Here is a 26,080-nt window from a genome sequence, read left to right as displayed (position 1 = left end):
GCGAGCCTTTCGGAGCATTCTCATGAGCAAGACTTTCGACGTCGTCGTCATCGGCGGCGGCCCGGGCGGCTACATCGCTGCCATCCGTGCGGCGCAGCTGGGTTTCAACACCGCCTGCATCGACGAGTGGAAGAACGACAAGGGCGGTCCAGCGCCGGGCGGCACCTGCACGAACGTGGGCTGCATCCCGTCGAAGGCGCTGCTGCAGTCGAGCGAGCACTTCGAACACGCCGGCCATGCGTTCGCCGACCACGGCATCGGACTGAAGGATCTGAGCATCGACGTCGCGAAGATGCTGGGGCGCAAGGACACCGTCGTGAAGCAGAACAACGACGGCATCCTCTATCTGTTCAAGAAGAACAAGGTCAGCTTCTTCCACGGCCGCGGCTCGTTCGTGAAGGCCGGTGACGCCGGCTACGAGATCAAGGTCAGCGGCGCCACCGAGGACACGCTGATCGGCAAGGACATCATCATCGCGACCGGCTCGAGTGCACGTGCGCTGCCGGGTGCACCGTTCGACGAGGAGAGCATCCTCAGCAACGACGGGGCGCTGCGCATCCCGTCGGTGCCGGCGAAGCTGGGCGTCATCGGCTCGGGCGTGATCGGCCTCGAGATGGGCTCGGTGTGGCGCCGCCTGGGCGCCGAGGTGACGGTGCTGGAAGCGCTGCCGACCTTCCTGGGCGCGGTCGACGAACAGATCGCCAAGGAAGCCCAGAAGGCCTTCATGAGGCAGCGCCTGAAGATCGAGCTGGGCGTGAAGATCAGCGAAGTCAAGAAGGACAAGAAGGGCGTCAGCGTCAGTTACACCAGCGCCAAGGGCGATGCCAAGACGCTGGAAGTCGACAAGCTGATCGTGTCGATCGGCCGCGTGCCCAACACCACCGGCCTGAACGCCGAGGCGGTGGGACTGAAGCTCGACGAGCGCGGCGCGATCGTGGTCGACGACGACTGCCGCACCAACCTGCCGAAGGTGTGGGCCATCGGCGACGTGGTGCGCGGCCCGATGCTCGCCCACAAGGCGGAAGAAGAGGGCGTGGCGGTCGCGGAGCGCATTGCCGGCCAGCATGGACACGTCAACTTCAACACCATCCCCTGGGTCATCTATACCAGTCCGGAGATCGCCTGGGTCGGCCAGACCGAGCAGCAGCTCAAGGCGGCGGGCCGCGCCTACAAGGCCGGAACCTTCCCGTTCCTGGCCAACGGTCGTGCGCGTGCGCTCGGCGACACGACCGGCATGGTGAAGTTCCTGGCGGACGCTGCGACCGACGAGATCCTCGGCGTGCACATCGTCGGACCGATGGCCAGCGAACTGATCGCTGAGGCGGTGGTGGCGATGGAGTTCAAGGCCAGCGCCGAGGACATTGCCCGCATCTGCCACGCGCACCCGTCGCTGTCGGAAGCGACCAAGGAGGCCGCCCTGGCCGTGGACAAGCGCACACTGAATTTCTGAACGGCGCGGGCCGACAGCCATGACGGTCCGCCAACTGTTCGGTGAGACGCTTTCCGAGCGCGGCTACCGGGCCGACGAGGCGCAGTTGCGCGCGCTCGACGCGCTGGAGCGCTGCGAGAACGAGTGGATCGACTACAAGGCACGCCGCAGCAATGCGGTGAGCAAGCTGCTGCGCCGGCCACCGATTCCTCGCGGCGTCTACATGTACGGCGGTGTCGGGCGCGGCAAGAGCTTCCTGATGGACTGCTTCTTCCAGTCGGTGCCGCTGGTGCGCAAGACGCGGCTGCACTTCCACGAGTTCATGCGCGAGGTGCATCGCGAATTGCAGGAGCTCAAGGGCACGGCCGACCCGCTGGACGAACTGGGCAGCCGCATCGCGCGGCGCTTCCGGTTGATCTGCTTCGACGAGTTCCACGTCGCCGACGTGACCGACGCGATGATCCTGCACCGCCTGCTGGCGGCACTGTTTGCCAACCGCGTCAGCATCGTCACGACGTCCAACTTCCACCCCGACGCGCTCTATCCCAATGGCCTGCATCGCGACCGGATCCTGCCGGCGATCGAACTGCTCAAGGACAGGCTGGAGGTGATCAATGTCGACGCCGGGGTCGACTACCGCCAGCGCACGCTGGAGGACGTGGCGCTCTACCACACACCGCTCGGACCGGAGGCCGACGGAGCGCTGACCGAGACCTTCGAGCGCCTCGCCGAGGCCAAGGACGAGGATCCGGTGCTGAACATCGAGCAGCGGACGATCCGTGCGCGCCGGCGCGCCGGGGGGGTGGTGTGGTTCGACTTCAAGACCCTGTGCGGCGGCCCGCGCTCGCAGAACGACTACCTCGAACTGGCCTCGCAGTTCCATACCGTGCTGCTGTCCGACGTGCCCGAGATGCCGCCCCGGCTGGCGTCCGAGGCGCGGCGCTTCACGTGGCTGGTCGACGTGCTCTACGATCGGCGCGTGAAACTCGTGATATCCGCCGCCGTGCCTCCCGAACAGCTCTACACCGACGGGCCGCTGGCCCATGAATTTCCGCGCACCGTGTCTCGCTTGACCGAGATGCAGTCGGCCGAGTTTCTGGCGCTGTCGCGGCGAGATGTCGATACGAGCTTGACGTGATGAGAGCACAGCTCGCCGGCTGCCTGATCTCCTGCGCCGTCGCCGTGGCGACGTTTGGCGCGGCATTCCCTTCGCGGGGCGCGACAGGGGATTCGGACAAGGCACAGCGAGAGCGCCTGTCCGCCGAGCGTCGGCAAGTCGAGCGCGATTTTGCGGAGCAGGAGCGCGAATGCTCGCAGCGTTTTCTCGTGACGGCTTGCGTCGACACTGCCAAGACGCAGCGCCGAGACGCGCTGAAGCGCCTGAGCACTCGCGAGGCGGCACTTGACGACGCGGAGCGGACGCGGCGGGCTGCGGCCCGTCAGCAGCGCATCGACGCGAAGCAGGCGCGCCAGGCGCGTGACCGCGAGGAGCGCGCATCGGCGCCGCTGATCCCCTTCGAACCCGCCAGCGCGGCGATCCGTACGCCGACGCGCGCGGCAACGCATACGCCTGCGCCCGCGCGGCCTCTCGACACCGCCCAGCGGCGCGCCGACGAGCAGCGCTCGCGCACTGAATACGAGAACCGGCAGAGCCAGGTCAAGGCGCGTCAGGAGGCAGCGGCGCAGAGGGCCGCATCGCGCAAGCCGCCCGCTGCACCGCTGCCGCCGGTCGAGAGTGCGTCGGCACCCTGAGTGACAGCGGGGCTGCGTCCGCCTGCAACTTGGCAGCGCCGTTCAACCGCCGAGGGAGCCCTTTCAGCCCAGCGCTTCGACGCGCACCAGCGCCAGCGACAGGTTGTCGCCACCCCCGCGGGCCCGATGCCGGGCCTTGCCGACCAGCATCTCGCTGGCCTCGCGCGGTGACAGCGTGTGCACGATCGCACCAAGCTCGCGCGGCGTGAAGTAGTGCCACAAGCCGTCGCTGCAGGCCAACAGCGTGTCGCCGATTTCCAGCGACGGGATGTGGCTCAGCGTCAGCGGCGGGTCCTGCTGCGTGCCGAGGCAGCCGGTCAGCAGGTTCGATTGCGGGTGCGTGTTCGCCTCATCCTCGGTGATCTGGCCTTCATCGACCAGGCGCTGCACGAACGAGTGGTCCACGGTGCGGCTGACCAGCTCTGCGCCGCGGAAGTGGTAGACGCGCGAGTCGCCGGCATGGATCACGTCGCAGGCGCGTGTGGCGCTGATCAGGAAAGCCGCCAGCGTACTGTGCGGTTCTTCCTCGGCAGTGATCGCCGTGAGCTTGATCATCAGGTGCGACTCGAGCACGAGCTGCTTCAGCGTCTCGGCGGGTGTGTCGCGGGTCGGCGTGTAGCGCTCGAACAGTTGCTGGGCGGTGAGCAACACCTGGTCGGCGGCCTTGCGCCCGCCGCTCTTGCCGCCCATGCCATCGGCGACGACGGCCAGCACGCAGCCCGGCACCCGTGGGTGCGGCAGCACGCCGACCTGATCCTGCTGGTACGCGCGATCGCCGCGGTGCAGGCCGGTGGCGGCGGCAAGTCGATAACCTGGGGGCGCAGTACTCATCCGAAAACTATAATCTTCATTGCCATGCGAACCAATGGCAGGCTTGCATCGGCATCAAGGCCTGTTGACATCCAGATTGCGGCGGTGCAACCCCCGATGGACGACAACCTGCATTCACCGCAACGCCGGCTCATCGAATTGCGCATCGAGCACGGCGACCTCGACAGCCTGATCGACCAGGCGTCCGTCGAGCGGCCCCTCGACGAACTGACGCTGCGGCGTCTCAAGAAGCGCCGCCTGGCCTTGCGGGACCAGATCGCCACACTGGAAATGCGCCTCAGCCCGCCCGAGCCGGCATGAGGTCGATGCACGGCCGCCCGAAGGCGGGCGACATCCCCGCGGGGGATCGGGAGCGGCCGGCGGCCGTGAGCGCGGGGCGCTCATGAGCCCGGCCAACGGCATGCGCAGCGAACTGCAGAAGGCGGTGAGTGCGGCATTCGCGTTCGGCGGTCCGCTGCAGCGGGCTGATGCGCAGTACCGCGAGCGCGGCGCCCAGTTGGAGCTCGCCGCAGCCGTGGCCGATGCGATCGATGCGCGCGAGGTGCTGGTGGCCGAGGCCGGCACAGGCGTCGGCAAGACGTTCGCCTACCTGGTCCCTGCGCTGCTGGCCGGGCATCGCACGCTGATCAGCACCGCGACCAAGAGCCTGCAGGACCAGCTTTTCCTGCGCGATCTGCCGCGGCTGCGCGAGGTGCTGGCCCTGCCGGTCAGCGTGGCCTTGCTGAAGGGACGCGGCAGCTACCTGTGCCTGCAGCGGCTGGTGCTGGCCCGGGAGACGACGGCGCTGCCCGACCGCTATGCGGCGCGCACGCTGGCGAAGATCGAGCAGTGGGCGCAGCGCACCGTGAGCGGCGACCTGGCCGAGCTCGAAGGCCTGGATGAGCGCTCGTCGGTGATCCCGCTGGTGACCTCGACGCGCGAGAACTGCCTCGGCAGCGAATGCCCGGAATACCGCGGCTGCCACGTGATGAAGGCCCGCCGCGAGGCGATGGCGGCCGACCTGGTGGTGGTCAACCACCACCTCTTCTTCGCCGACCTGTCGCTGCGCGACACCGGCATGGCAGAGCTGCTGCCTTCCGTGGACGTGGCGGTGTTCGACGAAGCGCATCAGCTTGCCGAGGCGGGCGTGGCCTTCCTCGGCAGCACGCTGGGCAGCGCCCAGGTGGTCGATTTCGCGCGCGACATGCTGGCCGTCGGGCTGGCGCAGGCGCGCGGCCTGCAGCCTTGGCAGGACCTGGCGGCAAGATGCGACCGCGCGGCGCGCGATCTGCGCCTCGCGGCCAACGGGCCCCTTCGCGAGGTGCGCGGCAGCCTCAAGCTGCGCTGGGGCGATCGCGCCGACCGGGCCGACTTCATCGAGACACTCGCCGCGCTGGGGCAGGCCTGCCGGAGTGCGGCCGACGCGCTCGACGTCGTGGCGGAGATGTCACCCGATCTGGCCAAGCTCGCGGAGCGGGCGTCGACGCTGGCCGCCCGCGCCGCCGGCTTCGGGCTCGAGGCCGAGCCGGGGCGCGTGCGCTGGATCGACCTCACACCGCAGGGGCTGCGGCTGGTGGAATCCCCGCTCGACGTGCGCGACGCGATGCGCGAGCAGATCGCGGCGGCGCCCAAGGCCTGGATCTTCACGTCGGCCACGCTCGGAGCCGACGAGCGGCTCACCTGGTTCACCGAGCAGGCCGGGTTGGAGACGGCGCGCACGCTGCGCGTCGACAGCCCCTTCGACTACCCGATGCACGCGCGGCTCTACGTCCCCACGCGTTTCCCGAAGCCGAACGAGCCGGGCCACACGGCGGCGGTTGCACGCCTGGCGGCGGCCTGCGCGCGGGCCGCGGGGGGGCGCACCTTCGTGCTGACGACGACCCTGCGTGCGCTGTCCGGCGTGGGCGAGGCGCTGCAGTCCGACTTCGAGGGCGATGCGGAGCCGATCACCGTGCTGATGCAGGGCAGCGGGCCCAAGCGCCAGCTGCTGCAGCGCTTCCTCGACACACCTCGCGCGGTGCTGGTCGGTTCGCAGAGCTTCTGGGAAGGCATCGACGTGCCCGGCGAGGCACTGCAGTGCGTGATCATCGACAAGCTGCCGTTCCCGCCGCCGAACGATCCGCTGGTCGAGGCGCGCGTGAAGCGGCTCGAGAGCGAGGGGCGCAACCCCTTCAACGACTACTTCGTGGCCGAGGCTGCGGTCTCGCTGAAACAGGGGGCCGGCCGGCTGATCCGCAGCGAGAGCGATCGCGGTCTGCTGGTCGTGTGCGACCCCCGCATGGGCACGATGGGCTATGGACAGCGCATGAGGGCCGCTTTGCCGCCGATGCAGGTGCTGCGCGAGGAAGCGCAGGCGCTGGCGTGGTTGGCCGAGATATCGAAGGCGGCGTCGGCCTGGGCTTGAGGCGGCGGGATCAGCGCCGTGGGTCCGGCCGCCTGATCACCAGATCTGCCACCAGGGCTTGTCGGCCGTCTCGAAGCCGTCCTTCACGTAGCGCGATTCCGGAAAGTTGGTCTGCAGCACACGCTGGGCATCGTCGCGCAGTTCGGTCAGGCCGAGCTTGTCGTAGCTGATGCCCAGGATGTAGAGCGCCTCCTCGGTCGCAGGAGCGCGCTGGAATTCCTGCACGGCCTGCTGGGCGCGGTTGGCCGCGGCCACGTAGGCGCCGCGGCGGTAGTAGTAGCGCGCCACGTGGACCTCGTAGGTGGCCAGCGTGTTGACGATGTAGTTCATGCGCAGCTGCGCATCCGGCGTGTACTTGGAATTGGGGAACTGCAGCGTGAGCTGGCGAAAGCTCTGGTAGGCGTCGCGCGCGGCCTGCTGGTCGCGTTCGGAGAGATCCTGGCGTGCCAGCCCGCCGAGCAGGCCGAGGTTCTCGTTGAAGTTGATCAGGCCCTGCAGGTAGTAGGCATAGTCGATCGCCGGGCTGCTGGGATGCAGCTTGATGAAGCGTTCGATCGTCGACAGCGCCTGAGCCTTTTCGTTCGTCTTGTAGTACGCGTAGGCGAGGTCGATCTGCGTCTGCTGCGCCTGCTGGGTGCCGGCGGTGCGCGCCTCGAGCTTCTCGTACAGCTTGGAGGCGCGCTCCCAGTTGCCGTTGGCGGCTTCGTCGCGGGCCTCTTCGTACAATTTGTCGGTGCTCTTGCCGGCAAACTCGTCCTTCGGGCCGCCGGCACATCCGATCAGTCCGATGCTGGCGGCCGCCAGCACCACGGCCAGGGTCGCGCGCCAGTGGGCGGCAGGGCTCATACGCATCGCGGTCATCACCAGCAGGCGGCGCCGGAGCGACCGCAGTTGAAGGAACAGCAAAATTATATGGGTGCTCCCTTGCGCCAGACCGTGGCCACCGAGCCGGCCGAGGCCGACGAGCCCGCCGAACCGCTGGCGGGCGATGCCGAGCAACGCCAGGCGCGGGTCGATGCCGGCGCCCACGGCGAGCGTCTCGATCGCTGGCTGGCGACGCTGGCGGGCGAGTTCTCCCGCAACCACCTGCAGACGCTGATCGAGGGCGGGCAGGTCCGCATCGACGGGCAGACCGTCACCGCCCGCGCACGGCGCGTCAGTGCGGGCCAGCAGATCGAGATCACGCTGCTGCCCACGCCGGAGAGCCAGGCCTTCCGGCCCGAGCCGGTGGCGCTGCCGGTGGTGTTCGAGGACGCCCATCTGCTGGTCATCGACAAGCCGGCCGGTCTGGTGGTGCACCCGGCGCCCGGCAATTGGTCGGGCACCGTGCTCAACGGCCTGCTGGCGCATCACGCCGGCGCGGCGGCGCTGCCGCGGGCCGGCATCGTGCACCGGCTCGACAAGGACACCAGCGGCCTGATGGTGGTGGCCAAGACGCTGCCGGCCATGACGTCACTGGTGCGTGCGATCGCCGCGCGGGAGGTGCATCGCGAGTACCTGGCCCTGGTGCACGGTGTGCTGCGCCAGGCGGTCTTCAGCGTCGACGCGCCGATCGGTCGCGATCCGGTGTCGCGCATCAAGATGGCCGTGCTGGCGGGCGGCCGGACGGCGCGCACCGATGTCGAGTTGATCGCGGCGCGCGACGCCGTCAGCGCGGTGCGCTGCACGCTCCACACCGGCCGCACGCACCAGATCCGGGTGCACATGGCCTCGAGAGGACATGCCCTGTTGGCCGACGCGCTGTACGGTGGCCGACCCGGACTCGGCCTGACGCGACAGGCGCTGCATGCGCACCGGCTGGGCTTCGTCCATCCGGCGAGCCTGCAGCCAATCGAGTTCAGCGCCGTCCCGCCCGACGACCTGCGCGCGGCCTGGCAGCAGATCGTGGGCGGGTCGCACGCGCCCGGCCACGATACAGATACAATCGTCGTGCAGGGCTGATGCAGCCCTTGCCGGTGGCCGAAGGCGGCTCGACCGGCTCCGACCACCGCAGGTCCCCCCGAGTTCAGCCACACCCCGGCTCCGGCCGGCCTCTGCGGCCGAGACACTCGCCGCACCTGCAGTGCAGACAGCACACGGAAGGCACCCCGGTTCCCTTGCACGCCGGCTCCCCAGTCGGCCAAGACGACAGACGGATTCGATGAACACACAGGATGCAAAGCGCGTCCTCGAGACGGCGCTCATCTGCGCGCAGCAGCCGCTGCCGCTGCGCGAGTTGCGCACGCTGTTCGATGACCAACTCGGCCCCGACACCCTGCGCGTCCTGCTCGACGAGCTGGCGCGCGACTGGGAGGACCGCGGCGTCGAGCTCGTGGCGGTGGCCAATGGCTGGCGTTTCCAGAGCCGTCCGGAGCTGCGTGAGTACCTCGATCGCCTGCACCCCGAGAAGCCGCCGCGCTACACCCGCGCGACGCTCGAGACGCTGGCAATCATTGCCTACCGCCAGCCCGTGACGCGCGGCGACATCGAGGACATCCGCGGCGTCACCGTCAACAGCCAGTTGCTCAAGCAGCTCGAGGACCGCGGCTGGATCGAGGCGATCGGCCACCGCGAAACGCCGGGGCGGCCGGCGCTGTTCGCGACGACGCGGCAGTTCCTCGACGACCTCGGCCTCGCCACGCTCGAGCAGTTGCCCGCCCTCGACGGCGCGCCAGCGGTGACGATGCTCGTCGACGCCTTGCCGGGCCAGGTATCGCTACTCGATGTCGCCATCGATGCGGCCTTGCCGGGGGAGGGCGATCCCGGGCTTCCGCAGCAGGGCCTCGATGCCATTCCGCCGGAGCCGCTCGAGGCTTCGGACGAAGCGGCCTCGGACGACGACGAGGCTGTCGACGCAGCCATCCCCATGGCTGCATCGGAGGCTCTCTCCTCGACCGCAGAACTTCCCACGCCGCCGGCCGACGCCGGCACGGAACCCCAGACATGAATTCGAACGACACTCCGCCCAGCGATACGCAGCCCGATGCCACGCCGCACACCGGCGACGACAGCGCCGCTGCAGCGCCGGTCAAGCGACGCACGCGCAAGGCGGCGACGCCAGCGGCCGCGAGCACGGCAGCCGTGGAGGTGACGGCGGCCGTCGAAGCCGATGCGGACACAGCGGCACCGAAGACCCCGCGGCGGCGCAAGCCCAAGGCCGATGTGGCTGTCGCGGAGTCGTCCGATGCCGTCGCGTCGCCCGTGGCGGCTGATGCGCCGGCGGCGGCCGAGTCCCGACCGGCTCCGATCGAGCGACCTGTACCGGTCTCGGCGCCGGCTGCCGCGGAAGCGGCCGAAGGAACAGCCGCCGACAGCGAACCGACCGAAGTGGCCGGATCCGGCGAATCGGGGGCTGCGGCCGGCGACGAATCGGTCGAGCGCAGCCGTCGTGGCCGCAACCGGCGCCGAGGCCGCAAGGACCGCGCCGGCCGTGAAGGCGGCGAGGCTGCGGGCGCCGATGGCTCGGCCGAGCCCGGCGCCGAACGCCCGCCGCAGGCACCGCGACCGGCGCTCGATCCGGCGCTGGTGGTGGAGCGCTTCGAGGAAGTGCTGTCGGGTGCCTACGACGCCGAGCCACCCGAGCCGGACGATGAGGCCAGCGTCGAGCAGTCGACCAAGCGCGTGCTGCGCCCCGAGCCCGAGGCGCCCAAGCTGCACAAGGTGCTGGCGCAGTCGGGCATCGGTTCGCGCCGCGACATGGAACAGTTCATTCTCGACGGCAAGGTCACGGTCAACGACGAGGTGGCCCATGTGGGCATGCGCATCTCCTACGGCGACCGCATCGCCGTCGACGGCAAGCCGGTGCGTCTGCGCATCCAGCCGGGCCCGGCGCGGCTGCTGGCCTATCACAAGCCGACCGGCGAAGTGGTCACGCTGAACGACCCGGAAGGGCGTCCCACGGTGTTTCGCCGTCTGCCGCGCCTTCAGCAGGGCAAGTGGCAGTCCGTCGGTCGCCTGGATATCAACACCGAGGGCCTGCTGCTGTTCACCAACTCGGGTGAACTGGCGAACCAGCTGATGCATCCCCGCTTCGGCGTCGAGCGCGAGTACGCGGTGCGCGTGCTCGGCAGCCTGAACGAGGAGCAGCGCGCGAAGCTGCTCGAGGGCGTGGAGATCGACGGTCAGACCGCCGGCTTCAAGAGCATCGAGGAGGGCGGTGGCGAAGGCGCGAACCGCTGGTACCGCGTGGTCATCACCGAAGGGCGCAACCGTGAGGTGCGCAAGCTGTTCGACAAGGTCGGCCTGGCCGTGAGCCGTCTGATCCGCATTCGCTACGGCACTGTGGTGCTGCCGCGCGGCCTCAAGCGCGGCGTCTGGGTCGAGCTCGACGACCAGGACCTGCGCGCGATCCGCCAGCTGGCCAGCGGCAACCGTGGCGCAGCGGCGCAAAGCGAGTCGCGCGACGCTCAGGGCAACCGCGAACAACGGCGCAACAACGGTCGCAACGGCAAGCCCGAGCGCAACGCGCGCGGGCCGCAGCAGGGCGGGGCCCGCGCGCAGGGCCAGGGCGGCGGCGAGCGCGGCCCGCGCCGCGAGCCGCGTGAATCGCGGTTCGGCGAGGCCGCACCCGACACCGACGGCGCTGGAGAGGAAGACTTCGGCCGCATCCCCAATCCGCTGGAGCAGACCTTCGACCGTCGCTTTGCGAAGGGCCCGCGCCGCGGCGCAGCCCAGGGCTTCGGGCATGGTGGCTCGCAGTCGGATCACGACGCCGGCGGCCCGCCCGGAACCATTCCGAATCCGCTGGAACAGACCTTCGACAAGCGCTTCGTCAAGGGCTCTCAGCGCATCAATGCCGGCTTCGGCCGGCACGATGCGCACCAGCCCGAGCCGGGCGCCAGGAAGGGCGGGCCGAAGCAGCCCGATCCGATGCAGACCTCGGTGGGCTACATCGGCGCCGATGCCTACTTCAACAAGGCCGGCGGCAAGCGGGGCGGTGGGGGTGGGCGCGGAGGCCAGGGGGGTCGTGGGGGCGGCGGTGGGGGCCGCGGACCGCGCCGCTGAGGCTGCGAGCGACATCGAGGCGCCGACCTCAAGCGCTACAATTCAAGGTTCTGCTAAATCATTGATTCCGGAGAATAAATATGGCGATCGAACGCACCTTGTCCATCATCAAGCCTGACGCCGTTGCCAAGAACGTGATCGGTCAGATCTATGCCCGTTTCGAGGGCGCGGGCCTGAAGATCGTGGCGGCCAAGCTGGTTCACCTGTCGCGCGGCGAGGCCGAGCAGTTCTACGCCGTGCACAAGGCCCGGCCTTTCTTCAAGGACCTGGTCGAGTTCATGATCTCGGGCCCGGTGATGATCCAGGCGCTGGAAGGCGAGGGCGCGATCGCCAAGAACCGCGAGCTGATGGGCGCGACGGACCCGAAGAAGGCCGAGAAGGGCACCATCCGTGCCGACTTCGCCGACAGCATCGACGCCAATGCCGTGCACGGCTCGGACGCGCCGGAGACCGCCGCGGTCGAGGTGGCGTTCTTCTTCCCGGGCATGAACGTCTACAGCCGCTGAACGACTGCGGGGCGCCTGGCGCCCCGACGGTCCGATCGGTGCATGCCATGACTGCGGCCAACCTGCTCGAATTCGATCTCGACGCGCTGGCCGCTTTCTGCGAGCAGCTCGGCGAGAAGCGTTTTCGCGCCACTCAGCTGTTCCGCTGGATCCACCAGAAGGGCCAGAGCGACTTCGCTCAGATGTCCGATCTGGCGAAGTCGCTGCGCGAGAAGCTGGCGGGGCGGGCGGTGGTCCGGCCACTCGCAGTGCTGAGCGAGCACGTGTCGGCCGACGGCACGGTCAAGTGGCTGTTCGACGTCGGCGGCGGCAATGCCGTCGAGACGGTGTTCATCCCCGAGAACGATCGCGGCACGTTGTGCATCTCGTCGCAGGCCGGTTGCGCGGTCGGTTGCCGCTTCTGCTCGACCGGTCACCAGGGCTTCAGTCGCAACCTGTCGACCGGCGAGATCGTTGCCCAGCTCTGGCATGCCGAGCACCAGCTGCGCGCACGGCTGGGCACGACCGAGCGCGTCATCAGCAACGTCGTGATGATGGGCATGGGTGAGCCGCTGCAGAACTACGCCGCGCTGTTGCCGGCGCTGCGCGTGATGCTCGACGATCACGGCTACGGCCTGTCGCGTCGCCGTGTCACGGTATCGACCTCCGGTGTGGTGCCGATGATCGACCGCCTGCGCGAGGACTGTCCGGTGGCTCTGGCAGTGTCGCTGCATGCGCCGACCGACGCGCTGCGCGACGATCTCGTGCCGCTCAACCGCAAGTACCCGATCGCAGAGCTGCTCGAGGCCTGCCAGCGCTACCTCGAGGCGGCGCCGCGCGACTTCATCACCTTCGAGTACTGCATGCTCGACGGCGTCAACGACAGTGAGGCGCAGGCGCGCGAACTGTTGCGCCTGGTGGGCGAACGCGGGCCGGTGGGGCGCGTGCCCTGCAAGATCAACCTCATCCCGTTCAACCCGTTCCCGGCCTCGGGGCTGACGCGTTCGTCAGTGGCGCGCGTGCAGGCCTTCGCGCAGCTGCTGGTCGACGGGGGTCTGGTCACCACGGTGCGACGGACTCGCGGCGATGACATCGACGCCGCCTGCGGCCAACTGGCCGGCGAGGTACAGGACCGCACCAATGCGCAGGCACGGATGCGGCGTGCGCCGATCGCCATCCGGCCGATCGACAGCGCGGTGCAGCGCCGGGCCGACGCTGCACCATCAGGTTCAGCCACGGAGACGACACGATGATGCGGGACGGATGGGTGAGGGACGCGATGCGAGGACTGCTGCTGGCGACGCTGTTGTGTGGCGCGGTCTGGAGCGTTGCCCAGGCGCAGGGCCGGCCCAACGACTTCGGCCGCAGCAGTTCCACCGCCGGTGCCGGCACGGACGAGGAGTCCGACTCGGCGAAGCGCGCGCGCATCCGCCTCGACCTTGCGGGGGCCTATTTCTCCGAGGGGCGTTTCGACAATGCCCTGTCGGAGGTGAAGCTGGCGCTGGCCGCCGACCCCAATCTGCCGCAGGCGCTGAACCTGCAAGGCCTGGTACTGGCCGCGCTGGGCGAGGAGCAGAAGGCCGAGGACAGTTTCAAGCGCGCACTGCAGCTGGCATCCACCGACGGCGACGTGATGCACAACTACGGCTGGTTCCTGTGCCAGCGTGGCCGCTACCCGGAGGCGGGAAAGCTGTTCGAGCGCGCCGTGGCGACGCCGCAGTACCGCACCCCGAACCGGACTTTCCTGGTGCAGGGGATCTGCGAGGCACGCGCCGGCCAGCTGGACCTGGCCGAGCTGACGCTCAAGCGCGCCTACGAACTCGAGCCGGCCAACCCGGCGATCGCGATGAACCTGGCCGACGTGCTGTACCGACGTGGCGAGTACGAGCGGGCGCGCTTCTACGTGCGCCGCGTCAACAACAACGCCGAGTTGCGCAGCGCCGAGACGCTGTGGCTCGCCGCCCGCATCGAGAACCGCCTGGCCAATCCGCAGGGCGTTCGCGATCTGGGCAACCAGCTGCGTGCGAGCTACCCCACGTCGCGCGAGGCGGCGTCGTTCGAGCGGGGGATGTTCGATGAGTGAGGGGACGGTCGACGCCGGCCCGCCGGCCACGACGGCCGGGAAGCTGCTGCGCGCGGCGCGCGAATCGCAAGGGATGCACCTCGCGGTGCTCGCAGCCTCGCTGAAGGTCTCGCCGCAGAAGCTGGAGGCGATCGAGAACGACCACCCAGAACAGCTGCCCGATGCCACTTTCGCGCGTGCGCTGGCGCAGAGCATGTGCCGCGCACTGAAAATCGATGCCGAGCCGGTGCTGTCGCTCCTGCCTACGGCCGCGTCGGCCGGCCGGGGGCTCGATCACGTGGCGCGGGGCCTCAACCAGCCCTTCCACGATCGCGGCGTGCCGAGCGACGGTGACGAGTGGCAGCGCTTCCTCAGCCCACCGCTGATCGCGGCCGCCGTCCTGGTGCTGGCAGCGGTGGCCGTCTACCTGCTGCCCGTGGGCTGGGTGGGTCGGCTGCTGCCGACCGATCCAAGCGCCTCGGCAGTCCCGGAGATCGCCGCCAGCAACCCGATCGATACAGGCGTTGCCGTGTCCTCGACGACGTCGATCGCGCCCGAGTCGGCATCGCCCGCGCTGGCGGGAGCGTCGGCCGTCGGGTCGTCCGAGGCCGAGGCTGCAGCACCCGGTTCGGCCGTGATCGACACGGTGTTCTCGGCCCCGGTCGGCACCGCAGCCTCGGCATCCGCGGCCGGCGGCCTGCTGACCATGCGGGCGGTGGCGGAATCCTGGGTCGAGGTGCGTGATGCGAAGGGGCAGGTGCTGCTGTCGCGCACGCTGGCGGCCGGCGAGGCGGCGGGTCTGGACGGCCCGCTCCCGCTGCGCGTGACCGTGGGAAATGCCGAAGCCACCCAGATCGTTTTCCGCGGCCAGCCGGTCGCATTGAGCGAGTCGACGCGCGACAACGTCGCGCGCTTGGAGCTGAAATGAACAGGCCAGTAGCGTCCACAGGGACCCGCAGTGACGCCGAAGCGATCGACGTGGCGCAGCCTGCCGCGCGCCGTTCGCTGCAGGCGCGTGTCGTCTGGGGCAGCAATGTCGTGACGGTCGGTGGCGACGCCCCGGTGCGCGTGCAGTCCATGACCAACACCGACACGGTGAATGCGATCGAGACTGCGATCCAGGTCAAGGAGCTGGCGTTGGCGGGCTCGGAGTTGGTGCGCATCACGGTCAACACGCCGGAGGCGGCGCAGGCCGTGCCGCACGTGCGCGAGCAGCTAGACCGCATGGGCATCTCGGTGCCGCTGATCGGCGATTTCCACTACAACGGCCACCGCCTGCTGACCGAGTTCCCGGACTGCGCGGCCGCGCTGTCGAAGTACCGCATCAATCCCGGCAACGTGGGCAAGGGCGACAAGCGCGACCGGCAGTTCGCGATGATGATCGAGGCCGCGATGCGCCACGACAAGCCTGTGCGTATCGGCGTCAACTGGGGCAGCCTCGATCAGGAACTGCTGGCGGCTTTGATGGACGAGAACGCCGCCCGCGCCCGGCCCTGGGACGCGAAGCAGGTGATGTACCACGCGCTGATCAGCTCGGCGCTGCAGTCGGCCGCATATGCGCGCGAGCTGGGCATGGACCCGTCCCAGATCCTCATCAGCTGCAAGGTCAGCGGCGTGCAGGACCTCGTGAGCGTCTACCGCGCACTGGCGCGACGCTGCGATTACCCGCTGCACCTCGGGCTCACCGAAGCCGGCATGGGCACCAAGGGCACCGTGGCGTCGACCGCGGCGCTGGCGATGCTGCTGCAGGACGGCATCGGCGACACCATCCGCGTCAGCCTCACGCCGCAGCCGGGCGAGGCCCGCACGCAGGAGGTGGTGGTGGCGCTCGAGATCCTGCAGTCGCTCGGCCTGCGTGCCTTCAATCCCAGCGTCACCGCCTGCCCGGGCTGCGGCCGCACCACCAGCACCACCTTCCAGGAGCTGGCCAAGCAGATCGACGACTTCCTGCGGGCACAGATGCCGGTCTGGAAGGCGCGTTACCCGGGCGTGGAGAACATGAAGGTGGCGGTGATGGGCTGCATCGTCAACGGGCCTGGCGAGAGCAAGCATGCCGATATCGGCATCAGCCTGCCCGGCACCGGCGAGGCGCCTGCCGCGCCGGTGTTCATCGATGGCGAGAAGGCGATGACCTTGCGCGGCGAGGGCATCGCGCGCGAGTTCCAGAACGTCGTCGAGCACTACATCGAGCGCCGTTACGGCAGCATCACCGCCGCGCATTGACGCGGCGAGCCGGCGCACCCCCCGGGTGTGCCCAGCGAACCGGCCGCGGCCGGCCTGAATCCTTGTGGGCATCGACCATGGCAGAACAACAGAAAGCCGCCAAGACGGAGACTTCGCCGCTGCGTGCGGTCAAGGGCATGAACGACCTGCTGCCGCCCGAATCGGCACGCTGGGAATGGTTCGAGGACGCGGTGCGCCGCGTGATGCAGCGTTACGGCTATGCCGCGGTCCGCACACCGATCGTCGAACCGACGGCGCTGTTCGTGCGCGGGCTCGGCGAGGTGACCGACATCGTCGAGAAGGAGATGTACTCCTTCACCGACAACATGAACGGCGACCAACTCACGCTGCGCCCGGAAGGCACGGCCGGCGTGGTGCGGGCGGTGACCGAGCATTCGCTGCTGTACGAGGGCGGCAAACGCCTCTACTACCTGGGCGCGATGTTCCGCCACGAGCGCCCGCAGAAGGGCCGCTACCGCCAGTTCCATCAGGCCGGCGCCGAGGCGCTGGGCTTTCATGGCCCGGACGTCGATGCCGAGCTGATCCTGATGTGCCGCGCGCTGTGGCGCGAGCTCGGGCTGATCGAAGGCCGTGATCTGTGGCTGGAGATCAACAGCCTGGGGCAGCCCGAAGAGCGGCGTGCCCACCGGGCGGCGCTGATCGCGCACCTGGAGGCGCACGCCGACCTGCTGGACGATGACGCGAAGCGCCGCCTGCACAGCAACCCGCTGCGAATCCTCGACACCAAGACGCCGGTGATGCAGGCTGTGGTGGATGCGGCGCCCCGGCTCATCGACTTCCTCGGCGAGGCCTCACTGGCGCATTTCGATGCCGTGCGTGCGGTGCTGGATGCCGCCGGTCTGCCCTACCGCATCAACCCGCGGCTGGTGCGCGGCATGGACTACTACAACCTCACCGTGTTCGAGTGGGTCACCGATCGCATGGGCGCGCCCCTGACGGTCGGAGGCGGTGGCCGTTACGACAGCCTGATCGAGCAGCTCGGCGGCAAGCCGGCGCCAGGCGTCGGCTGGGGCCTGGGGATCGAGCGCCTGTTGCTGCTGCTGGACGCGGTGGGCGTCGTGACGCCGCCGCGGCTGCCGGACGCCTATGCGGTGTTGCCTGCCGCTGCTGCGCTGCCGACGGCGATGGTGCTGATCGAGGCCCTGCGCGCCCACGGCGCCAGCGTCGTCCTGCATCCCGCCGGCAAGGACGGGCCGGCCAGCATGAAGTCGCAGTTCAAGAAGGCCGACGCCAGCGGCGCCCGCCATGCGCTGGTCTTCGGCGCCGACGAGCTGGCGCAGGGCATGGTGGCGCTCAAGCCGCTGCGTGCCGGAGAGGGCGCGGCCACCCAGGTGCTGCGCCCGCTGGACGATCCGGCGGCCTGGGCCGGCGAATTGCTCCGTTCATAATCCCGGCTTCGCGCCCCGCACGCCGCGCAGCCTCTCACAAAGCATCCGCATGGCCACCCATCTCGACCTCCAAGAACAAGAACAGCTCGACTCGATCAAGCACTTCTGGAAGCAGTACGGCAACCTGATCACCTGGGTCCTGATCATTGCGCTCGGCGGTTTCGCCGCGTTCAACGGCTGGCAGTGGATGCAGCGAGACCGATCCGTGAAGGCCAGCGTGCTGTTCGACGAACTCGACAAGGCCGTGATCGCCGGCGACACCGACAAGGCCGCCCGCGTGTTCTCCGACATGAAGGATCGCTACGGCTCGACGGCGTTCGCTGGACAGGCCGGCCTGCTGGCGGCGAAGGCGCAGTTCGAGAAGGGCCAGAACGACGCGGCGCGGGCCAGCCTGGAATGGGTGATCGGCAATGCGAGCGACAAGGAGTACGCGGTGCTGGCGCGCCTGCGCCTGGCCGGCGTACTGCTCGACGAGAAGAAGTACGACGAGGCGCTCAAGGCACTGCCGACCGATCCTCCGCAGTCCTTTGCAGGGCTGGCGGCCGATCGCCGCGGCGACATCCTCACGGCGCAGGGCAAGCCCGCCGAGGCGCGTACCGCCTATCAGGCCGCGTTCGATGCGATGCCGCCGACGCTCGACTACCGTCGGCTGGTCGAGGCCAAGCTAACCGCGCTGGGCGCCGCTGAGGCGCCCGCTGCGGCGGCCTCAGCGGCTGCGACGGGAGCGTCGAAGTGATGCGCCGCCTTGCCGCCGCGCTGCTCGTTGCCGGCCTGGCCGCCTGCTCCAGCGGGCCCGAGAAGCCCAAGCCGACGCCACTCGAGCCGCTCAAGGCGCAGATCGCCGGCCGGCAGGTGTGGACGCAGGGCCTGGGCAGTGTGGACTTTCCCCTGCGCATCGCCACCGGCGCCGGTGCCGTGGTGCTGGCCAGTTCCGATGGTCGCGTCGTCGCCCTGGCGGCGGACACCGGCCGCGAGCTCTGGCGCGGCGATGCCGATGGCAAGCTCAGCGCCGGGGTGGGCAGCGACGGGCGCTACGCCAGCGTCGTGACCACCGGCAACGAGCTGGTCGTGCTCGACAGCGGAAAGCCGCTGTGGCGCACGCGCCTGACCACCCGTGTCGTGACGCCGCCGCTGGTGGCGGGCGAGCGCGTCTTCGTGCTCGGCATCGACCGCAGCGTTCAGGCCTTCGACGTACTGGATGGCCGCAAGCTGTGGGTCCAGCAGCGCCCCGGCGATCCGTTGACGCTGCTGCAGCCCGGTGTGCTGCTGCCGTGGAAGGACACGCTGGTGGTCGGCCAGGGTCCGCGCCTCGCCGGGCTCGACCCGCTGCGCGGCAGCGTGCGCTGGGACACCACCGTCGCGTCGCCGCGCGGCACCAACGAGGTCGAACGGCTGGCCGACCTCGTCGGGCCGGCGGCGCGCGTCGGCGACGCGGTCTGCGTGCGCGGCTTCCAGGCCGCGGTCGGTTGCGTCAACGTCGAACGGGGCACCCTCGGCTGGGCCAAGACCACCGGCGGGACCCAGGGCGTGGCGGCCGACGAGCAACTGGTGTTCTCGGCCGATGCCACCGACCGCATTACCGCCTGGAAGCGCGCCAGCGGCGAAGTCGCATGGACCTCGGAGCGCATGCTCCACCGCGGCCTCAGTTCACCGTTGGTGGTGGGTCCGACGCTGGTGTTTGGAGATTTCGAGGGCCAGGTGCACTTCCTCGATCGCGACAACGGCCAGCCGCTGTTGCGCCTGCCCACCGACGGGCAGCCCATCATCGGTGCCCCGGTGAAGGTCGGCACCACCATCGTCGCGGTGACCCGCCGCGGCACGGTGTTCGCGTTCCGGCCCGAGTGAGTGCGATCGGAACCTGAATGAAACCCGTCCTGGCGCTCGTGGGGCGCCCCAACGTCGGCAAGTCGACGCTGTTCAACCGTCTGACGAAGAGCCGCGACGCGATCGTGGCCGACTTCGCCGGCCTGACCCGCGACCGCCATTACGGTGATGGGCGGCTCGGCGAACGCGAGTTCATCGTCGTCGACACCGGCGGCTTCGAGCCCACGGCCGAGAGCGGCATCTACAAGGAGATGGCCAAGCAGACGCGCCAGGCGGTGGCGGAGTCCGACGTGGTCATCTTCGTGGTCGACGTCCGCGCCGGCGTCACCGGGCAGGACCATGACATCGCACGCTACCTGCGCACTGCCGGCAAGAAGGTGCTGCTCGCTGCCAACAAGGCCGAGGGCATGCTGGAAGGCATCCAGCTGGCCGAGTTCTACGAGCTCGGCATGGGCGAGCCGCTGGCGGTGTCGTCGGCACACGGGCAGGGCATCCGCAGCCTGCTGACGGCGGCGCTGGAGGACTTTGCGTTCGACGAGCCCGACGATCTCGCGCTCGACGACCCCGAACGGCCGATCCGCCTGGCGGTAGCGGGTCGCCCGAACGTGGGCAAGTCGACGTTGATCAACACCTGGCTCGGTGAAGAGCGGCTGGTGGCCTTCGACCTGCCCGGCACCACACGCGACGCCATCAGCGTTCCGTTCGAGCGCAATGGCCAGAAGTTCGAGTTGATCGACACTGCCGGCCTGCGTCGCAAGGGCAAGGTGTTCGAGTCGATCGAGAAGTTCTCGGTCGTCAAGACGCTGCAGGCGATCGCCGACGCGAATGTCGTGCTGCTGTTGCTCGACGCGACCCAGGGGGTGACTGACCAGGACGCCCACATCGCCGGCTATATCCTCGATTCCGGCCGTGCCGTGGTGCTGGCGGTGAACAAGTGGGACGCGGTCGACAGCTACCAGCGCGAACTGCTGCAGCGCTCCATCGAGCAGCGGTTGGCGTTCCTGAAGTTCGCGCCGGTGCTGCACATCTCCGCCATCAAGCGCCAGGGCCTGGGGCCGGTGTGGAAGGCGATCGCCGACGCGTGGGCCTCGGCCACCAAGAAGCTCGCCACGCCGGTGCTGACGCGGGTGCTGCTGGAGGCGGTGCAGTTCCAGCAGCCCAAGCGCGCCGGCGCCTTCCGGCCCAAGCTGCGCTACGCCCACCAAGGCGGGCAGAACCCGCCGGTGATCGTGATCCACGGCAACTCGCTGGAGCATGTGACAGACGCCTACAAGCGCTTCCTGGAGGGGCGTTTCCGCTGCCACTTCCAGCTCAGCGGCACGCCGATGCGCATCGAGATGAAATCGTCACGGAACCCCTTCGCGGAGAAGGACTCGTAGTCTGAGGGCGTCGCCGGCTGGAGCCTGTGATACCTTCCATCCTCCAACAGCTTCACAACACGGACGATATCGTGAGCAACAAAGGGCAACTCCTACAAGACCCGTTCCTGAACCTGCTTCGCAAGGAGCACGTTCCGGTCTCGATCTACCTCGTGAACGGCATCAAGCTGCAGGGGCACATCGAGTCCTTCGACCAGTACGTGGTCTTGTTGCGCAACACCGTGACCCAGATGGTCTACAAGCACGCGATTTCCACCGTCGTGCCCGGCCGGGCCGTGAATTTCCAGGCCAACGACGCGCCGGAGTCGGCGGGCTGAACGGCTCGATGGACTCCCGGCATCCGTCTCGTCGCCTGACCGCCTGCCGCCAGACCCTGGTGGTTTCAGCTTGAGCGCGTCCACCGCCGTCAACGAGGCCAGGGCGGTGCTGGTCGGTGTCGACCTCGGCGCCGGCGCCTCCTTCGACGCCACCCTCGACGAACTGGCGCTGCTGGCCGAGTCGGCCGGCGACACGCCGGTGGCGCGCCTGATCGCTCGCCGCAAGGCGCCCGACGCCGCACTGTTCCTCGGTTCGGGCAAGGCCGACGAGCTGAAGGCGCTGGTGGCCGAAAGCGGCGGCCAGTGCGTGATCTTCGATCAGGCCTTGTCCCCGACGCAGCAGCGCAACCTGGAGCGCCATCTTGGCGTCGAGGTGCTCGACCGAACCGGCCTGATCCTCGAGATCTTCGCCGCGCGCGCTCAGAGCCACGAAGGCAAGCTGCAAGTCGAGCTCGCGCAGCTGCAGTACCTCAGCAACCGACTGGTGCGCCGGTGGACCCACCTCGAGCGCCAGCGCGGCGGCGTGGGTCATCGTGGCGGTCCGGGCGAACGCCAGATCGAACTCGATCGCCGCATGATCGGCGAGCGCATCAAGGCGCTCAAGGCGAGGCTCGACAAGGTGAAGCGCCAGCGCGGCACGCAACGGCGCTCGCGCGAGCGCGCCGGCACCTTCCGCGTCTCGCTGATCGGCTACACCAATGCCGGCAAGTCCACGCTGTTCAACGCGCTGGTCAAGGCCCGCAGCTACGCCGCCGACCAACTGTTCGCGACGCTCGACACCACCACGCGGCAGCTCTATCTCGAGGACGCGCAGCGCTCGGTCAGTCTGTCGGACACCGTGGGCTTCATCCGCGATCTGCCGCACACGCTGGTCAAGGCCTTCGCCGCCACGCTGCAGGAGGCTGCCGATGCCGATCTGCTGCTGCATGTGGTCGACGCTTCGAGCCCGGTGCTGGCCGAGCAGCGGGTCGAGGTGGAGCGCGTGCTCGCGGAGATCGACGCGGCCGGTATTCCCCAGATCCTGGTCTACAACAAGCTCGACCAGCTCGACGAGGAGCAGCGGCCTCGCGTGCTGGTGGATCGGCTCGAACTCGACGGCGGACGCCGCATCCCGCGCGTCTTCGTCAGTGCCTTGCGCGGTGTGGGGCTCGCCGAGCTGCGGGCGCTGGTGAGCGAGGCGCTGCTCGCCGACGGTGGCGAGGCGGGCGCGCCCGGTGCCTCGGTCTCCGACGCGCCGGTGCGCGACGTCGCCGACGCCGCGCCCTCCGATCACGATCCCATTCCCGCCTCCGTCTTGCTCCAACGACACGCATGAATACCTATAACGATGCAGGCGCAGCGCGCCCGCGGGGACGCCCCGCACTCCTGGTCGAGGCCCTGGCGCTGCTGTGGTCCGGCGCCGTGCGCCGCGCCGTCTGGCGCGCGCGTGGGGAGCGGCTGCTGGCGACCGGCGGCCGCAATGACGGCCCGCCCGATCTCGACGAGCTTTGGCGCGACTTCAATCGTCGCCTGAGCGGCCTGTTCGGTGGCAAAGGGGGTGGGAACAGTCCGCAGCCCGACGGCGGTGGCGCCAGCTCGCCACCGCCGGACCTGCGCAGCGCCGGTATCGGCATCGGCTTGATCGGCGCGGTCGTGGCGCTGATCTGGCTGGGCAGCGGCTTCTTCATCGTGCAGGAAGGGCAGCAGGGCGTCGTGATGTCCTTCGGCCGATACAGCCACACGGTCGAAGCCGGCTTCCAGTGGCGTTTCCCATACCCGTTCCAGTCGGCAGAGGTGGTGAACGTGACGCAGTTGCGGTCGGTCGAGGTCGGGCGCAATTCGGTGGTGCAGGCCACCGGGCTGAGGGACTCGTCGATGCTGACCCAGGACGAGAACATCGTCGACATCCGCTTCACGGTGCAGTACCGCCTGAAGGATTCGAAGGACTACCTGTTCGAGAACCGCAATGCGGACGAGGCGGTGGTGTTGGCCTCCGAATCCGCGGTGCGCGAGATCGTCGGTCGCAGCAACATGGACTCGGTGCTGTACGAGCAGCGCGATGCCATCGCGACCGACCTCGTCAAGTCCATCCAGGCGCAGCTCGATCGTCTGAAGACCGGCATCCTGATTTCCAACGTCAACGTGCAGAGTGTGGCGCCGCCCGAGCAGGTGCAGGCGGCGTTCGACGATGCCGTGAAGGCCGGCGCCGACCGCTCGCGCTTCAAGAACGAAGGCCAGGCCTACGCCAACGACGTGATCCCGAAGGCGCAGGGCACGGCCTCGCGCCTGCGCGAGGAGGCCGAGGGCTACAAGGCGCGCGTGATCGCGCAGGCCGAGGGCGATGCATCGCGCTTCAAGCAGGTGCTGACGGAGTACCAGAAGGCGCCGGCCGTCACGCGCGATCGCCTCTATGTGGACACGATGCGAGAGGTGTACTCCAACGTCAGCAAGATCATGATCGAGTCGCGCACCGGCTCTAACCTGCTGTACCTGCCGCTCGACAAGCTGATGCAATCGGCCGGGGCGACCGCCGCGGCCGCACCTGCGCCCGCGCTGCCGACCACCGAAAGCACCGGCACGTCACAGAACGATGTGCGATCGCGCGACAACCAGCGTTCGCGTGAGCGCGAAAGCCGTTGAGGAGAACAACAAGAATGAATCGCATCGGTCTGATCGTGGCGAGCGCTCTGCTCGCATTGATGATTGCCTCGAGCACGCTGTTCGTCGTCGACCAGCGGCAGTTCGCCGTGCTGTATGCGCTGGGCGAGATCAAGGAAGTCATTGCCCAGCCGGGGTTGAAGTTCAAGCTGCCCCCGCCGTTCCAGAACGTGGTCTTCCTCGACCGCCGCATCCAGAGCCTCGACAGCCCTGAAACGCGGCCGGTGTTCACCGCCGAGAAGACCAGTCTGGTGATCGACTGGCTGGTGAAGTGGCGCATCAAGGACCCGCGACAATTCATCCGCAACAGCGGCATCGATGCGCGCAATGTCGAGGCGCGGCTGGCACCGATCGTCCAGGCCGCGCTGAACGAGGAGGTCACCAAGGTCAGTGTGCGCCAGGTGCTCTCGACCGAGCGCGACAAGGTCATGCAGGGCGTGCTGCGGCGGTTGTCGGACGACGCCACGAGCTTCGGCATCGAGGTGGTCGACGTGCGGATCAAGCGGGTCGACTTCGTCGCCAACATCACCGAGGCCGTCTACCGCCGCATGGAGTCGGAGCGCAAGCGCGTCGCCAACGAGACCCGCTCCACCGGCCAGGCCGAAGGCGAGCAGGTGCGTGCCGACGCCGATCGGCAGCGCGAGGTCATTGTCGCCGAGGCCTATCGGGATGCACAGAAGGTCAAGGGTGACGGCGATGCCAAGGCTTCGGCCCTGTATGCCGAGGCCTTCGGTCGCGACCCGCAGTTCGCGCAGTTCTATCGCAGTCTCGAGGCCTATCGGGCGAGCTTTCGCAGCAAGACCGACGTGATGGTGGTCGAGCCCGAGAGCGAGTTCTTCCGCGCGATGCGAGGTGAGGGCGGGCCATCCTCCTCCCGTGCCAGGTGAGTCCGGGCTGACGGCGCGTTGCCGCAGGAGCCGGCATGTGGGACACGCTGTTCAGCGCGCTGGCGCTGATGCTGGTCTTCGAGGGGCTGCTGCCTTTCCTGAGTCCGCAGCGCTGGCGCCGGGTGTTCGAGCAGGCCACGCGGCTGAGCGACGGGCAACTGCGTTTTCTTGGCTTGAGCAGCATGCTGGGCGGGCTGGTGGTGCTGCTGGTTTTGGCAGGCTGATCACCGTTCGCGCAGGTCAATCGCGCGCGAATGCTGCTGGGGGCGCCGGTACAATGCGGTTTTAACCCCGCAGGCTTTTCATGACCTCTGCTTGGCTGCTGCCCGAGCACATTGCCGATGTGCTGCCCTCCGAGGCGCGGCGCATCGAGGAATTGCGGCGCACCGTGCTGGACGCGGCCCGCGTCTACGGCTACGAACTGGTGATGCCGCCCTTGCTCGAGCACCTCGAGTCGCTGCTGACGGGCACCGGGCACGAACTGGATTTACGGACCTTCAAGCTGGTCGATCAACTGAGCGGCCGCACGCTGGGTCTGCGTGCCGACACCACGCCCCAGGTGGCGCGCATCGACGCGCACCTGCTCAATCGCGATGGCATCACGCGCCTGTGCTACTGCGGCCCGGTGGCGCACACGCGGCCGGCCGGACTGCACGGTAGCCGGGAACCGCTGCAGTTCGGCGCCGAACTCTACGGTCATGCCGGACTCGAGGCCGATCTCGAGGTACAGGATCTGGCGCTCGACAGCTTGCGTGCCGCGGGTGTCCCGGGCCTGGTGCTCGACTTGGCCGACGCGCGTATCGTGCGCGGTCTGCTGGCCGGTGTCGCTTGCGACCCCGCGCGTCTGAACGAGGTGTACGCGGCGCTCGCTGCCAAGGACGGCACGGCGCTGCAGGCGCTTGGCAGCGGATTCGCCGCCGAGGTGCGGCAGGGGCTGCAGGCACTGACCTCGCTGTACGGCGATGGAGAGGTGCTCGACATCGCGGCAGCGCGGCTGCCTCAGCGTCCACTGATCACGGCCGCGCTGGCCGACCTGCGACGCCTGGCCGCGCACGCCGCGATCGCGCATCCCGACGTGCGGGTCGGCTTCGACCTTGCCGACCTGAGCGGCTACGCCTACTACAGCGGCGCGCGCTTTGCCGTCTACGGCGCCGGGTCCAGCGACTCGCTGGTGCGCGGCGGGCGCTACGACGAGGTCGGTGCGGTGTTCGGCCGCAACCGGCCAGCGGTGGGCTTCAGCGCTGATCTCAAGGAAGTGGTGCAACGTGCCTGCCCCGATGGGCGCCGGGCTGCCGTGCGTGCGCCCTGGGGTGAGGAAACCGGGTTGCGCGCCGCCGTCCGCGCCCTGCGGGCTGGCGGCGAGACCGTGGTGTGCGTGCTGCCGGGACATGAGCACGAGGTCCAGGAGTTCGACTGCGACCGCGAGATCGTGCAAAAAGGCGGCCAATGGGTCGTCCGGCCGCTGTGAAACCAGCGACC

General features: G+C 69.0%; 25 protein-coding genes. 23 read left to right on the top strand and 2 right to left on the bottom strand.

All coding sequences use genetic code 11. From position 1 onward, the window contains the following. The first annotated feature begins 22 nt into the window (after nt 1-22). From lpdA to MPE_RS10135, 3 genes are read left to right on the top strand one after another with little or no spacing between them, the layout of a single operon-like run. Complete coding sequence (gene lpdA / locus MPE_RS10145) at nt 23-1,450, top strand: dihydrolipoyl dehydrogenase (RefSeq protein WP_011829605.1); 1,428 nt, start codon at nt 23-25, stop codon at nt 1,448-1,450. Between the two features lie 19 nt (nt 1,451-1,469). Continuing rightward, entirely contained in the window at nt 1,470-2,567 is a 1,098-nt protein-coding gene (zapE, locus tag MPE_RS10140; protein ID WP_011829604.1) for a cell division protein ZapE, read from the top strand. 44 nt (nt 2,568-2,611) lie between these two features. After that, a complete protein-coding gene (locus tag MPE_RS10135; RefSeq protein ID WP_148210927.1) occupies nt 2,612-3,181 on the top strand; it encodes a hypothetical protein in 570 nt (189 codons plus the stop codon). A gap of 63 nt (nt 3,182-3,244) precedes the next feature. Here the strand turns inward: MPE_RS10135 and MPE_RS10130 are convergent, their stop codons facing one another. Next, entirely contained in the window at nt 3,245-4,012 is a 768-nt protein-coding gene (locus tag MPE_RS10130; RefSeq protein ID WP_011829602.1) for a PP2C family protein-serine/threonine phosphatase, read from the bottom strand. A gap of 96 nt (nt 4,013-4,108) precedes the next feature. Here MPE_RS10130 and MPE_RS10125 point away from each other — a divergent pair, with 96 nt between their 5' ends. After that, complete coding sequence (locus MPE_RS10125; RefSeq protein WP_011829601.1) at nt 4,109-4,312, top strand: YdcH family protein; 204 nt, start codon at nt 4,109-4,111, stop codon at nt 4,310-4,312. Nucleotides 4,313-4,394: 82 nt separating this feature from the next. Then, complete coding sequence (gene yoaA, locus MPE_RS10120) at nt 4,395-6,395, top strand: DNA repair helicase YoaA (RefSeq protein ID WP_011829600.1); 2,001 nt, start codon at nt 4,395-4,397, stop codon at nt 6,393-6,395. 36 nt (nt 6,396-6,431) lie between these two features. Here yoaA and MPE_RS10115 read toward each other — a convergent pair whose 3' ends face one another. Next, entirely contained in the window at nt 6,432-7,241 is an 810-nt protein-coding gene (locus MPE_RS10115; RefSeq protein WP_148210926.1) for an outer membrane protein assembly factor BamD, read from the bottom strand. A 66-nt stretch (nt 7,242-7,307) separates the two neighbouring features. Here MPE_RS10115 and MPE_RS10110 point away from each other — a divergent pair, with 66 nt between their 5' ends. The 18 genes from MPE_RS10110 (at nt 7,308) to MPE_RS10025 (ending at nt 26,069) form a co-directional block, all read left to right on the top strand. Continuing rightward, on the top strand, nt 7,308-8,336 hold the full coding sequence (locus MPE_RS10110; RefSeq protein ID WP_041929634.1) for an RluA family pseudouridine synthase: 1,029 nt from the start codon (nt 7,308-7,310) through the stop codon (nt 8,334-8,336). Nucleotides 8,337-8,535: 199 nt separating this feature from the next. Next, on the top strand, nt 8,536-9,321 hold the full coding sequence (gene scpB / locus MPE_RS10105; RefSeq protein ID WP_011829597.1) for an SMC-Scp complex subunit ScpB: 786 nt from the start codon (nt 8,536-8,538) through the stop codon (nt 9,319-9,321). Continuing rightward, nucleotides 9,318-11,378, top strand: coding sequence for a pseudouridine synthase (locus MPE_RS10100; RefSeq protein ID WP_011829596.1), 2,061 nt, complete (start codon nt 9,318-9,320; stop codon nt 11,376-11,378). Before scpB ends, MPE_RS10100 begins: the two co-directional genes overlap by 4 nt. A gap of 80 nt (nt 11,379-11,458) precedes the next feature. Continuing rightward, a complete protein-coding gene (ndk, locus tag MPE_RS10095; RefSeq protein ID WP_011829595.1) occupies nt 11,459-11,884 on the top strand; it encodes a nucleoside-diphosphate kinase in 426 nt (141 codons plus the stop codon). 47 nt (nt 11,885-11,931) lie between these two features. Beyond that, on the top strand, nt 11,932-13,116 hold the full coding sequence (gene rlmN, locus MPE_RS10090; protein ID WP_011829594.1) for a dual-specificity RNA methyltransferase RlmN: 1,185 nt from the start codon (nt 11,932-11,934) through the stop codon (nt 13,114-13,116). Continuing rightward, nucleotides 13,113-13,946, top strand: coding sequence for a type IV pilus biogenesis/stability protein PilW (gene pilW, locus MPE_RS10085; protein WP_231497530.1), 834 nt, complete (start codon nt 13,113-13,115; stop codon nt 13,944-13,946). Before rlmN ends, pilW begins: the two co-directional genes overlap by 4 nt. Continuing rightward, nucleotides 13,939-14,853, top strand: coding sequence for a helix-turn-helix domain-containing protein (locus tag MPE_RS10080; protein ID WP_011829592.1), 915 nt, complete (start codon nt 13,939-13,941; stop codon nt 14,851-14,853). Before pilW ends, MPE_RS10080 begins: the two co-directional genes overlap by 8 nt. Further along, nucleotides 14,850-16,148 carry a flavodoxin-dependent (E)-4-hydroxy-3-methylbut-2-enyl-diphosphate synthase gene (ispG, locus tag MPE_RS10075; protein WP_011829591.1) on the top strand — a complete coding sequence of 433 codons (1,299 nt, stop codon included), beginning with the start codon at nt 14,850-14,852 and terminating at the stop codon, nt 16,146-16,148. Before MPE_RS10080 ends, ispG begins: the two co-directional genes overlap by 4 nt. Nucleotides 16,149-16,225: 77 nt before the next feature. Next, nucleotides 16,226-17,557: a histidine--tRNA ligase gene (gene hisS, locus MPE_RS10070; RefSeq protein ID WP_011829590.1), complete on the top strand. Its 1,332-nt coding sequence runs from the start codon at nt 16,226-16,228 to the stop codon at nt 17,555-17,557. Between the two features lie 49 nt (nt 17,558-17,606). Further along, nucleotides 17,607-18,293, top strand: a complete 687-nt coding sequence (locus tag MPE_RS10065; protein ID WP_011829589.1) for a YfgM family protein — start codon at nt 17,607-17,609, stop codon at nt 18,291-18,293. Further along, nucleotides 18,293-19,402 carry an outer membrane protein assembly factor BamB gene (bamB, locus tag MPE_RS10060; RefSeq protein WP_011829588.1) on the top strand — a complete coding sequence of 370 codons (1,110 nt, stop codon included), beginning with the start codon at nt 18,293-18,295 and terminating at the stop codon, nt 19,400-19,402. The genes MPE_RS10065 and bamB overlap by 1 nt, the downstream gene beginning before the upstream one ends. Nucleotides 19,403-19,419: 17 nt before the next feature. Beyond that, nucleotides 19,420-20,760: a ribosome biogenesis GTPase Der gene (gene der / locus MPE_RS10055; RefSeq protein WP_011829587.1), complete on the top strand. Its 1,341-nt coding sequence runs from the start codon at nt 19,420-19,422 to the stop codon at nt 20,758-20,760. A 71-nt stretch (nt 20,761-20,831) separates the two neighbouring features. Beyond that, nucleotides 20,832-21,077 carry an RNA chaperone Hfq gene (gene hfq, locus MPE_RS10050; protein ID WP_036230128.1) on the top strand — a complete coding sequence of 82 codons (246 nt, stop codon included), beginning with the start codon at nt 20,832-20,834 and terminating at the stop codon, nt 21,075-21,077. A 70-nt stretch (nt 21,078-21,147) separates the two neighbouring features. Beyond that, nucleotides 21,148-22,392 carry a GTPase HflX gene (gene hflX, locus MPE_RS10045; protein WP_011829585.1) on the top strand — a complete coding sequence of 415 codons (1,245 nt, stop codon included), beginning with the start codon at nt 21,148-21,150 and terminating at the stop codon, nt 22,390-22,392. Continuing rightward, nucleotides 22,389-23,696 carry an FtsH protease activity modulator HflK gene (gene hflK / locus MPE_RS10040; protein WP_011829584.1) on the top strand — a complete coding sequence of 436 codons (1,308 nt, stop codon included), beginning with the start codon at nt 22,389-22,391 and terminating at the stop codon, nt 23,694-23,696. Before hflX ends, hflK begins: the two co-directional genes overlap by 4 nt. Before the next feature lie 14 nt (nt 23,697-23,710). Continuing rightward, on the top strand, nt 23,711-24,601 hold the full coding sequence (gene hflC / locus MPE_RS10035) for a protease modulator HflC (protein WP_011829583.1): 891 nt from the start codon (nt 23,711-23,713) through the stop codon (nt 24,599-24,601). A 35-nt stretch (nt 24,602-24,636) separates the two neighbouring features. After that, nucleotides 24,637-24,825, top strand: a complete 189-nt coding sequence (locus MPE_RS10030) for a DUF2065 domain-containing protein (protein ID WP_011829582.1) — start codon at nt 24,637-24,639, stop codon at nt 24,823-24,825. A gap of 80 nt (nt 24,826-24,905) precedes the next feature. Beyond that, nucleotides 24,906-26,069, top strand: a complete 1,164-nt coding sequence (locus tag MPE_RS10025; protein ID WP_011829581.1) for an ATP phosphoribosyltransferase regulatory subunit — start codon at nt 24,906-24,908, stop codon at nt 26,067-26,069. The last annotated feature ends 11 nt before the right edge of the window (nt 26,070-26,080 follow it).

Origin of the sequence: Methylibium petroleiphilum PM1, assembly GCF_000015725.1 — a bacterium.
Lineage (GTDB): Bacteria > Pseudomonadota > Gammaproteobacteria > Burkholderiales > Burkholderiaceae_C > Methylibium > Methylibium petroleiphilum.
Note: the sequence above shows the minus strand (reverse complement) of the source record. Positions and strands in the feature narration are given on the sequence as shown.